12 protein-coding genes and 1 pseudogene are annotated in these 10,357 nt (G+C 46.5%); 7 read left to right on the top strand and 6 right to left on the bottom strand.

The genetic code is table 11. The features are described 5' to 3' along the window. The 7 genes from traJ to D7V92_RS15735 all read left to right on the top strand — a co-directional run. Positions 1-960, top strand: a 960-nt coding sequence (gene traJ, locus D7V92_RS15765; RefSeq protein WP_121773272.1) for a conjugative transposon protein TraJ, incomplete at its 5' end; no start/stop codon positions are given. 20 nt (positions 961-980) lie between these two features. Further along, positions 981-1,604: a conjugative transposon protein TraK gene (traK, locus tag D7V92_RS15760; protein ID WP_121773268.1), complete on the top strand. Its 624-nt coding sequence runs from the start codon at positions 981-983 to the stop codon at positions 1,602-1,604. 4 nt (positions 1,605-1,608) lie between these two features. After that, a complete protein-coding gene (locus tag D7V92_RS15755; protein WP_121773267.1) occupies positions 1,609-1,905 on the top strand; it encodes a TraL conjugative transposon family protein in 297 nt (98 codons plus the stop codon). Further along, complete coding sequence (gene traM, locus D7V92_RS15750; protein WP_121773266.1) at positions 1,883-3,217, top strand: conjugative transposon protein TraM; 1,335 nt, start codon at positions 1,883-1,885, stop codon at positions 3,215-3,217. Before D7V92_RS15755 ends, traM begins: the two co-directional genes overlap by 23 nt. Before the next feature lie 29 nt (positions 3,218-3,246). After that, positions 3,247-4,182, top strand: coding sequence for a conjugative transposon protein TraN (gene traN, locus D7V92_RS15745; RefSeq protein ID WP_121773265.1), 936 nt, complete (start codon positions 3,247-3,249; stop codon positions 4,180-4,182). Positions 4,183-4,184: 2 nt separating this feature from the next. Continuing rightward, complete coding sequence (locus D7V92_RS15740) at positions 4,185-4,766, top strand: conjugal transfer protein TraO (RefSeq protein ID WP_121773264.1); 582 nt, start codon at positions 4,185-4,187, stop codon at positions 4,764-4,766. Between the two features lie 13 nt (positions 4,767-4,779). Then, positions 4,780-5,217 (top strand): DUF3872 domain-containing protein, encoded by a 438-nt coding sequence (locus D7V92_RS15735; protein WP_121773263.1) that lies wholly within the window; start codon positions 4,780-4,782, stop codon positions 5,215-5,217. Between the two features lie 83 nt (positions 5,218-5,300). Here the strand turns inward: D7V92_RS15735 and D7V92_RS15730 are convergent, their stop codons facing one another. From D7V92_RS15730 to D7V92_RS15695, 6 genes and pseudogenes are all read right to left on the bottom strand, one after another. After that, positions 5,301-6,416 carry a putative phage abortive infection protein gene (locus D7V92_RS15730; protein ID WP_121773262.1) on the bottom strand — a complete coding sequence of 372 codons (1,116 nt, stop codon included), beginning with the start codon at positions 6,414-6,416 and terminating at the stop codon, positions 5,301-5,303. A 132-nt stretch (positions 6,417-6,548) separates the two neighbouring features. Next, positions 6,549-7,031 carry a hypothetical protein gene (locus D7V92_RS15725; RefSeq protein ID WP_121773261.1) on the bottom strand — a complete coding sequence of 161 codons (483 nt, stop codon included), beginning with the start codon at positions 7,029-7,031 and terminating at the stop codon, positions 6,549-6,551. 11 nt (positions 7,032-7,042) lie between these two features. Further along, positions 7,043-7,263 (bottom strand): annotated as a pseudogene (locus D7V92_RS15720) (DUF3873 domain-containing protein). Positions 7,264-7,340: 77 nt separating this feature from the next. Then, positions 7,341-7,874 carry an antirestriction protein ArdA gene (locus tag D7V92_RS15715; protein WP_121773260.1) on the bottom strand — a complete coding sequence of 178 codons (534 nt, stop codon included), beginning with the start codon at positions 7,872-7,874 and terminating at the stop codon, positions 7,341-7,343. Positions 7,875-8,509: 635 nt separating this feature from the next. Continuing rightward, positions 8,510-9,031 (bottom strand): ORF6N domain-containing protein, encoded by a 522-nt coding sequence (locus D7V92_RS15700; RefSeq protein ID WP_121773258.1) that lies wholly within the window; start codon positions 9,029-9,031, stop codon positions 8,510-8,512. 24 nt (positions 9,032-9,055) lie between these two features. Further along, the gene (locus tag D7V92_RS15695) at positions 9,056-10,276 is read right to left on the bottom strand and encodes a site-specific integrase (protein ID WP_121773257.1); all 1,221 of its coding nucleotides are present in this window, start codon (positions 10,274-10,276) and stop codon (positions 9,056-9,058) included. Positions 10,277-10,357 lie beyond the last annotated feature (81 nt).

Here is a 10,357-nt window from a genome sequence, read left to right as displayed (position 1 = left end):
CAAGTGTTGCGGGTGCTGTACGATGAAATGATGCCCTTGTGCAGCAACATGACGGGGGTAGCGAAAGGTATTGCCGGATTGGGGGCTTTGTTCTACGTGGCGGCAAAAGTGTGGCAGTCGCTCGCACGTGCCGAACCCATAGACGTGTACCCGCTCCTGCGTCCCTTTGCGCTGGGGCTGTGCATCATGTTCTTTCCCACGTTCGTACTGGGGACTATCAACACGGTGCTGTCGCCAGTGGTGAAAGGATGCAACCAGCTTATGGAAACGCAGACTTTCGACATGAACGAGTACCGGGCGCAAAAAGACCGACTGGAATATGAAGCCCTGATGCGAAGCCCCGAAACGGCTTACCTCGCATCGGACGAGGAATTTGACAGGCAACTGGAAGAACTGGGCTGGTCGCCCTCCGACATGGTGACTATGACGGGTATGTACATGGACAGGGCGGCGTACAACATCAAGAAGTCCGTCCGGGACTGGTTCAGGGAACTGTTGGAAATGCTCTTTCAGGCGGCGGGGCTGATTATAGACACGCTGCGCACGTTCTTCCTGATTGTGCTTTCGATACTGGGTCCGCTGGCGTTTGCGATTTCCGTCTATGACGGTTTCCAAAGCACGCTGACCCAGTGGATTTCACGCTATATCTCCATTTACCTGTGGTTGCCCGTGTCCGACCTGTTCAGCAGCGTGCTGGCACGCATACAAACGCTGATGCTCCAAAAGGACATTCAGGAACTTTCAGACCCGAATTTCATTCCTGACGGGAGCAGCACCGTGTATGTAATCTTTATGATAATCGGTATCGTGGGCTACTTCACCATTCCAACGGTGGCAAGCTGGATAGTGTCGGCTGGCGGCACGTCCGCCTATAACCGCAACGTGGCACGGGCTGGGTCAATCGCCGGGGCTGCGGTCGGTGCGGCAAGCGGGAAAGTAACCGGAAAACTACTCAAATAACCAACATCAAAATTTAGTATATGGAATTTAAATCATTAACGAACATCGAAACGAGTTTCCGGCAAATCCGGCTCTTTACGCTGGTATTCATCTGCCTGTGCGCACTGGTGACGGGCTTTGCCGTGTGGAACTCGTACAGCTTCGCCGAAAAGCAGCGGCAAAAGATATACGTCCTCGACAACGGCAAAAGCCTGATGCTGGCACTCTCGCAGGACATGGCACAGAACAGACCAGTGGAAGCCAAATCACACGTGCGGCGTTTCCACGAGCTTTTCTTCACGCTCTCGCCCGACAAGGGGGCTATCGAGAGTAACATCAAACGCTCGCTGTTCCTTGCCGACAAGACTGCTTTCAACTATTACAAGGACTTGGCGGAAAAGGGTTACTACAACCGGGTGATTTCCGGAAACGTCACGCAGACGGTGGAGATTGACAGCGTGAAGTGCGACTTCGACCAGTACCCCTACAAGGTGAACACGTATGCCCGCCAGTTGATTGTCCGGGAAAGCAGCCTGACGGTGCGCAGCCTTGTGACCTCGTGCCGGTTGCTCAACGCCACACGGAGCGACAACAACCCGCACGGCTTCATCATCGAAGCGTTCACCATTACCGAGAACAAGGATTTGCAAACCGTTAAGAGGTAGCCTTATGGAGAGAAAACGAAACTACATCGAAAAGGTGCAGGACTGGGCGGACGACTGCCTGCGCCGAATGTGCGGACGGATTACGCCGGGCAAAAGGCTGGCGGTTATCCTCGTGATGTTCTTCTTCTTTGGCGGCTTGTCTATCTACATCACCGTTTCATCAATCTACAACATGGGGAAACGGGACGGACAACGCTTGCAAATAGAACATATCAAACAACTGCCATTGCAAGGCAATGACACAATCAACAGTATCAACCCCTTAAACAGACCGGAATATGGAAGAAGTACAGAAGAATGAGAACGGCACGACCGTACCACAGACGGACGGGAAGCCCGAAAAGGAAAAGAAGCCCAAACGGGAACTGACACCCCAACAGGTACAGCAGCGCAGGAAAATGATAGTCTTCCCGCTGATGTTCCTTGCCTTTGCCGGGTGTATGTACCTGATATTCGCCCCCTCCGGCAAAGAGGACGTGAATGTGGAGAGCGTGGGCGGCTTCAATGCCGACATACCCCTGCCCGCAGAGGACGGGATTATAGCCGACAAGCAAAAGGCTTACGAACAGGCGATGCTGAACCGCAAGCAGCAGGACAAGATACAGTCCTTGCAGGACTTCGGTTTCACGGGGGACGATGAAACGGAAGAACCGCAAGCGGAAATCGACCTGATGCCGGAAGAAGATGTGCAGCCCCAAAGGGGCGGCGGTACTTCTTATTCGGCAAACGCTTACCGGGACATCAACCGCCAGTTAAGCACGTTCTACGAAACCCCGGCGGTGGACGAGGAAAAAGAGGACTTGAAGCGGCAGGTGGCGGAACTGACCGACCGACTGCAACAACAGCAGAACGCTACGCCTACGGCAGACGACCAAATGGCACTCTTGGAAAAATCCTACGAGCTGGCGGCAAAGTACATGAACGGGCAGGACGGACAAAGGGGGCAGATTGCCCAAATACCGACAGCCGGGCAGAACGGCGGCGGTATCGGCACTCCGGCTATCCCGGTGCAGGCTATCCGGGAAACGACCGTATCGGGATTGCAGCAGCCCATGAGCGATGCCGACTTCATCCGGGCTTACAGCCAGCCACGAAACTACGGCTTCAACACGGCAGTAGGCACGGGCTACGCTATGGGCAGGAACACGATAGCCGCCTGCATCCACCAAGACCAAACCCTGACGGACGGGCAGGCGGTGAAACTACGGCTGCTCGAACCCATGCAGGCGGGCAGCATCGTTGTGCCGAAGAATACCCTTGTGGCGGGGACGGCAAAGGTGCAGGGCGAACGGCTCGACATACAGGTGTCCTCGATTGAGTATGCGGGCAATATCATCCCGGTGGAACTCGCCGTGTTTGACACGGACGGGCAAAAGGGATTATCTGTGCCGTCCTCTATGGAGCAGGAAGCGTTCAACGAAGCTATGGCGAATATCGGAAGCGGGCTGGGTACAAGCATTTCCTTTGCACGGAGTGCCGGGCAGCAGGTGGCTATGGACGTGACAAGGGGGTTGCTGCAAGGAACGTCCGGCTATCTTGCGAAAAAGTTCAGGACTGTAAAAGTAAAACTGAAAGCAGGCTATAAAGTCATGCTTTACGCCAAACAACAATAATTATTTAACCACTAAAATTTCAATTTGCGATGAAACAGATTTTTGTATTTTTCGCCCTCTTGCTGGGCGTGTGTGCGGCAAACGCACAAACCGCTGACACCGTGAAGTATGCGGCTGGCAACAACTTGTATCAGGGGATTACCCGGAAACTCCCGTACCGCCAAATGGTAACGCCCTACGGCGTGGAAGTGACCTTTGCCAAGACGGTACACATCATCTTCCCCGCCGCCGTCCGCTATGTTGATTTGGGAAGCAACCACATCATAGCGGGCAAGGCGGACGGTGCGGAGAACGTAATCAGGGTGAAAGCCACGACAGAGGGCTTTCCGGGCGAAACGAACTTCTCCGTCATTTGCGAGGACGGCAGTTTCTTTTCATTCAACGCCAAATATGCCCGTGAACCGGAAATGCTCAACATCGAAATGAAAGACTTCTTGGAGAACGAGGACACCAGCGACTTTTCGCATACCCGCATGAACATCTATTTCCGGGAACTGGGTAACGAAAGCCCGCTATTGGTGAAACTGATACTGCAGAGTATCTACAAGAACAATGACCGGAAAGTGCGCCACTTGGGTAGCAAGCGTTTCGGCATCCAGTTCTTAATCAAGGGAATTTACACCTATAACGGGATGCTCTATGTACACACGCAGACAAAGAACAGTTCCAACGTGCCTTTCGATACCGACTTCATCAAGTTTAAGATAGTCGATAAGAAAGTGCCGAAGCGCACGGCTATTCAGGAAACGGTGCTGGATGCGGTACGCAGCTACAACGAGGTGATAGAGATAGCCGGGAAAACTACCGTGCGCACGGTGTACGCCCTGCCGAAGTTCACCATTCCTGACGACAAGCTGCTGTTGGTGGAACTCTACGAGAAGAACGGTGGGCGGCATCAGGTTATCCGGGTGGAAAATTCCGACATCGTGAACGCAGAAGTGATTAACGAACTAAAAATCAAATAGGGATGAAACGGTTTCTATTTATCGGAATACTCTTTGTGCTGTGCCTGACCTCGTTTCAGGCACACGCACAAAGATACCTGCCGGGCATGAAAGGCTTGCAGGTCACGGCGGGCATGGCGGACGGGATGCATTGGAACGACAACACGGATTTCGCCTACCATATCGGGGCGGCGTACAGCGTTTACACCAAGAACGCCAACCGCTGGGTGATTGGCGGGGAATACCTGCACAAAAAGTATGACTACAAGGATATAAGAATACCAGTCGAACAGTTCACCGCAGAGGGCGGCTATTACCTGAAATTCCTTTCGGACAGACGAAAGACCTTTTTCCTCTCGCTGGGACTGTCGGCACTCGCCGGGTATGAAACAAGCAACCGAAGCCAAAAACTCTTGCCGGACGGCTCTACTTTGCTGGATAAGGACTGTTTTGTGTACGGCGGTGCGCTGACGCTGGAACTGGAAGCCTACCTGACCGACCGGGTGGCTCTGCTACTGAACGCAAGGGAACGGGCGCTGTTCGGCTCGGACATAGGCAAGTTCCACTCGCAGGTATCTTTGGGACTGAAATTCATTATCAACTGACCGCTATATAATAATGTATATGAAGAATGTAATGTATAAAATCATCATGGGCTGCTACATCGTGGCCGCCCTTGTGCTTGTCACCGCCTGTAATGACAACTTGGATATTCAGCAAGCGTACCCGTTCAGCATCGAAACGCTGCCAGTACCCAAAAGGCTGAAAGTCGGGGAAACCGCCGAAATACGCTGCCGACTGGTGCGTGGCGGCTATTACCAGCCGACTACCTATCAGATACGGTATTTCCAGCCGGACGGCAAAGGGAAGCTGGAAATGGATAACGGCACGGTGTTCCTGCCCAATGACCTGTACCCGCTGGAAAAAGAAACGTTCAGGCTCTATTACACCTCGGCATCGACAGACCAGCAGACGATTGACATTTATGTAATTGACAGCTTCGGGCAGGTGCAGCAACTTTCGCTATCGTTCAATAATGACAGCGAAGTGAGATAACAGTCGTAGGCATATGTAATGTGATATGAAAATATAAATGATATCATATAATAAGCAGACTTATAGAGGTATAAGACTGTTTATTATATGATTTCTATATCTTTATTCCCTCTATTTTCTATATTATAAGTAATAGTTGTTTTTGCATCCACAGATATTGTGTTTGGAGTTATAATCAAATTCTTATCGTTTTTGATAAAAAAATTGGAGTATAAAAGAGTATCAATTAAAAAATCATAAAATAATGCAGTGAATTGTTCTATGTTAAATTCATTAAAGCCCAAACCCTGCTGAATATCATCAGGTACTTCTTTTGATGTCTTTATAACAATAAATTTGATTTTAGATGCATTCGTTTTAGTACATTTAACAGCTACGGCTCCTTGTAAAAATGTTTTATACCATTCTTTGTTTTGTTTAATACATTCTTTCAGTCCTTTTCGTATTTCAAAAAAAGCAACATGTAACAAATGATTTTCTATATCAGTAAGTTGTCTGCAATATTTTTTAAATTCAAGTTTATCAAGGATAGATAAATGCTTTGTGATATTAAATTCGTTAATATATTCACGAAATTTGCTGCCATATATAGTATTAGCATTATAATACAAAAAGAACACTTCATCTTTAGACAACTGAGCTCGTGCTATTTTCGCATATTTCACTTTGTCCTCTTCATTGAGTCCGCTATGTGAAATTAAACTAAAAATTTGATACAGTACCCTAAAATATTGAGCAATATTGGGCTCATTCTCTGCATAAAAACTTAGATACGCTTTTTTAGCAACTTTACGTCCTCCATTTTGGTTGAAATTATTATATATAGATTGTTGCTTTTGCGTAAAAAACGATTTACCTTGCATTGAAGATATAATAGAATTATATAACGAAAGCAAGTTAAAAAACATATTATCAAATTGCTGTAATTTAAAAACATATCGGCTTTCAGCTATTTCTGTTCTTTGTAGTTTTAGAGTTTCAAATAACAAAAGAACTCCAACTAATGCAAATAAAGCTCCACAACAGCCTCCTATAAAATCTCCAAATTGCGAGGATTTTTCCAATGAAATTACGCCTGTTGGTATTATAAATTGTTCATATAAATATCCTCTAGCACAAAACCAAATGAATATAAGTAGTCCTATTGATGTGATGACTACAGAACTGGTTAATAAAAAATTATTCTTCTTAGACTTCATGACGTATTTGGATTTTGTTGCAAAAATACATATAATTGTTTATTTCACAGTAAGTCTTGTGGGTTTCTTTGCTACTTTCTTTTCCGGCACTCATGAAAGAAAGTGGCGGCGGCAAACAGCCGCCGTTCTCTATCAATTGGTTTTAAGGCTCTTTATGGACGTGTATTTCTCTAACCACACCTTTACCTGTTCCATGTTATATTCGCCCGTTATAACCGCCGTATGGTCGTTTATGGCAACAAACCGGACACTTTCATAGCTGTTTACCCAGCCTTGCAAGGAACAGACACCCCACGTGTCCACATCTTCAAAAACACTGCGGTCTATCCGGCTGATTGGCTCGCCGAAAACTACCGTCATTATCTGAAAGTCCGGCTTATCTACCAGCAGTTGCAAATGATGCAGTGTGCCGAACTCGTCAATTTTGCGCCCCCACGCCCACACATCATTATATAAATCATCGCCCCACTGGTGCGGGTGGTCGAAACGGACTTTGACCGCTGCCGAATGTTCGCTGTCCTCTATATCCTCGATAACGCCCGTTACCATTAAGCCCGTAAAAATACACTCGCAACGTCTGCCGATAAGCTCTTTGTTTACTTCCGTCGTTTTCATGTCCTTGAAATTTACTTGTTATTACCCCGTTCTTTCTTCGCTACCCATTCGTCACACCTGCGGCGGCACTCGTCCAGCGTTTTGGCTACCGTGCTGAAAAGTTCGCTGTCCGTGTGGCGGTAGTCATATTGAAAATAAACCTGTTCCCTGAAAGCCCCTAAACAGCATTTCACGAACTTTTCTTCTCCCGGTGTTTGGGTAATGCTTACCCGTTTTTGTTAAGTGACTGCATGATGTCTTATTTTTTTATGGTTATAAACTTGGTTGTTTTTAGCGGGCAGGGCTTTGACACCCCGCCCGGATTGGTTGTTATGCCGCACGGAACACAAAACCGTCATCAAACCAGTAATCACACATAAACAGGTCACGGGCAAACTTTTCATAATCAAAGTAGGTCTTTGCGAACTCCGGCAGGTCGTAACATTCCTCTACCATTTCATAGGCGAAATCTTCTTCATCGTCATATTGCCCTTGATACTCGTCTTGAAAGTCCCGTACAAGGTCGTCCGCATCTTCTTCGTCCAAATCACGGCTTTTGTAGTTGCACCACACGAAAAAGGCTTCCTGCTCGGTGTCATTCAAATCCTCCACCGCATCACGCAGGGTAAAGAAGTTTTCAGAAATCCAGCTTTCAGAAATCAGGGCTTCCGGGATATTCTCGTAATCCTGAAACATATATTCCGCATCTTCCTCGTCCTTGTGCAGCTCCCGGCAGGCTTCGTAAAATTCCTCCTTGTCCGAATACTCCGAAAGGTCGAGCCATGCACCGGACAATGAACCGTTGTTATACTTGCCATAAGTGCCTACATAAACTCTTGCTTCTGATAATGTCGTTGCTTCCATATTCCTGTAATTTTTGAAGTTTTTAATTTTATGCGGATTTGAGAGGTGAGGGAGTTGAAGTTTCACTGAACTTTTTTCCTGTTTCCCGTAAATCCGACTTTTTTTTTATGCGTCTTCCGGTCGAGTCGGTCGTTTTCGTTTCACATAGGCGTAAAAGGGTAGTGTTTAGAGTTTGCAAGGTTTTGGGCAAAAAATACCTCGCAAGGCAGGGAAGATTTTTTCGCCAAACCGGAACGGCTCGACCTTGCAAAATCGTGAAGAACACGTAACTACCTTTGCCTATTGAAATGATTAAAACGACTCTCCCGGCTGGGGGACTGCGTAATGAGGAAGATTTACAGATAGGGAAACAGGGGAAAAGTGCCTGTCCTCTTCCGTCTTTTAGGGAACACTCCATGCGGGCGGAAAAGGCAAGGGTGTTGTGAGCTTGCTTGCAATACTCTTGTGCGGGTTTCCAACGGCTCTTTTCACGAAAACAAGTCGGCCATGCCACGCAAGGCTGGCGTTTCGGGGAATGTGCCAGTTGGAAAAGGATATAAAAAATGCGGGTAGTCGGTGGACTGCCCGCAAGGTGAAAGAATATACTTTATTGGAATATAGCTTATTTGGTGGGATTTCGTTACCGGAATCGTTACCTATTTGTTACCTGAACGCTCATAGGTAACGAAACCTACCGGATGGCGTTCTTTCTGCTGCTTCGACTGGCTTAAAAGCTGGGTAAGTGCTTGGTACAGTTCGTTGAACTGCGCATCGGTGCTTACCTCCAGTTCCTCGATTCGCTTTAATAGTTCTTCGTAGCCGATTACCATTTGGCGCATGAGGACGAAAGCCCGCATGATTGAAATGTTTACTTCTATGGCTACTTTGGAACGGAGAACCGAAGAAAGCATGGCTACGCCCTGTTCGGTGAAAGCCATAGGCGGGGTGGGCGTGTGGCGGATATTGTCAGGGAACTTATCACAATTTGTGATAAGTCCTAACCACTCGTCTTTGCTCAACTCAAACATGAAATCACTGGGGAAGCGGTCTATGTTACGTTTGACCGCTTGTTTCAAAGCTCGTGTTTCCACTTGATAGAGTTCTGCCAAATGCAAGTCAAGCATCACCCGGTAACCTCTGACTTCAAAAATCTTGTTTTGGATAATCTGCAAGTCCATAATCTTATTTTTTTAAGTTAGTATTTATATGACTGATATTTTTCTGTTATTTAGCTTGTTAGCTAAAATGTCCATATCCTCGCTAAGTTTAGTATCTATGATTTTTGCGTAGATTTGGGTAGTTCTTATGTTGGTGTGTCCCAACATTTTGGAAACGCTTTCAATGGGTACGCCATAACTTATGCTAAGGGTCGCAAAGCTGTGGCGTGCTACATGGAACGTGATTTTCTTATTTATCCCACAAACAGTTGCAATCTCTTTCAAGTAATCATTCATCTTCTGATTACTGATAACTGGCAACAGTTTACCATTGGGCAGTTTTCCGTCATATTTCTGCAAAATGGATTTGGGTATATCCAGTAATCGAATATTGGACGTTACGCTTGTCTTATGTCTTTTCTTGATTATCCACAAATTGCCGTCAAAGGACAATCTTATATTTTCAGGGGTTAGTTCGCAGACATCAACATAAGACAGTCCAGTGTAGCAACTGAAAATAAATATATCACGAACTTGCTCCAGTCGTTTGCTGGCGAATGTCTTTTGATATATCCGGTCTAATTCTGCTTGTTCAAGAAAATCCCTTTCCACATATTCAAATTTCAGCTTATATGCCCCGAAAGGATTAAAAGTAATTAGTCCCAAGTTGTGGGCAAACAGAACAACAGTTCTGAAACGCTGTATAAACTTCATGGCTGTATTGTGGGTACACGGGTAATTCTCCCGGATAAACAGGTAGAAGCCCTCAATAAACACGACATTTATTTCCCGAAAGGTAATATCCTCCACATTATATTTATCGTGGATATATTCGGCAAGGCGATTTTTGGTAAGTTCATAACGGGTATATGTCTTTTGCGTGGCTGTTTTCCCTACTTTCAGCGCATATTGTTCATTGTGTTGGGAAAATACCTGTAAGAGAGTTTTTGCTTTTTCCTCTTTACCTAAGAACACGTTGCGTACTTTCTCTGCGGTTACATAGCTGTCCCGTTCTAAAATGGTCTGATAGTGTCTGTGCAAGGTAGCCTTGATGCTATCCAGCATTTCATTCATGCGGGTAAATTCCGCTCCTCTGCCATTTACCTTTCCGGTTTTGGCAGACCAGTTTTTAGGATTGACTTCAAGTTTAGTGTTGAATTGGGCTAATTTCCCGTCAATGGTAATACGTGCCATGATTGGCATATTACCGTTCTTTTTCACCTTGTCCCGTTTCAGGAAGAACAATACTCGGAATGTTGATTTCATACCTCATTTTTTAAGTTACAAAACTACTTTTATTAACTCATAATGAGATAAATGCAGGGTCGCCAAATCTCGACAACATTT

Source organism: Parabacteroides sp. CH2-D42-20, assembly GCF_003670185.1.
Classification (GTDB): Bacteria; Bacteroidota; Bacteroidia; order Bacteroidales; family Tannerellaceae; genus Parabacteroides; species Parabacteroides distasonis.
The sequence above is the reverse complement of the archived record's forward strand: the minus strand, read 5'-3'. Positions and strand labels throughout refer to the sequence as shown.

Excerpts from the sequence above, each read along its gene's own strand:
- traN (WP_121773265.1), top strand. The coding sequence starts at position 3,247 with ATGAAACAGATTTTTGTATTTTTCGCCCTCTTGCTGGGCGTGTGTGCG.
- D7V92_RS15755 (WP_121773267.1), top strand. The coding sequence starts at position 1,609 with ATGGAGAGAAAACGAAACTACATCGAAAAGGTGCAGGACTGGGCGGAC.
- traM (WP_121773266.1), top strand. The coding sequence starts at position 1,883 with ATGGAAGAAGTACAGAAGAATGAGAACGGCACGACCGTACCACAGACG.
- traK (WP_121773268.1), top strand. The coding sequence starts at position 981 with ATGGAATTTAAATCATTAACGAACATCGAAACGAGTTTCCGGCAAATC.
- D7V92_RS15695 (WP_121773257.1), bottom strand. The coding sequence starts at position 10,276 with ATGAAATCAACATTCCGAGTATTGTTCTTCCTGAAACGGGACAAGGTG.
- D7V92_RS15740 (WP_121773264.1), top strand. The coding sequence starts at position 4,185 with ATGAAACGGTTTCTATTTATCGGAATACTCTTTGTGCTGTGCCTGACC.
- D7V92_RS15725 (WP_121773261.1), bottom strand. The coding sequence starts at position 7,031 with ATGAAAACGACGGAAGTAAACAAAGAGCTTATCGGCAGACGTTGCGAG.
- D7V92_RS15700 (WP_121773258.1), bottom strand. The coding sequence starts at position 9,031 with ATGGACTTGCAGATTATCCAAAACAAGATTTTTGAAGTCAGAGGTTAC.
- D7V92_RS15715 (WP_121773260.1), bottom strand. The coding sequence starts at position 7,874 with ATGGAAGCAACGACATTATCAGAAGCAAGAGTTTATGTAGGCACTTAT.
- D7V92_RS15730 (WP_121773262.1), bottom strand. The coding sequence starts at position 6,416 with ATGAAGTCTAAGAAGAATAATTTTTTATTAACCAGTTCTGTAGTCATC.
- D7V92_RS15735 (WP_121773263.1), top strand. The coding sequence starts at position 4,780 with ATGTATATGAAGAATGTAATGTATAAAATCATCATGGGCTGCTACATC.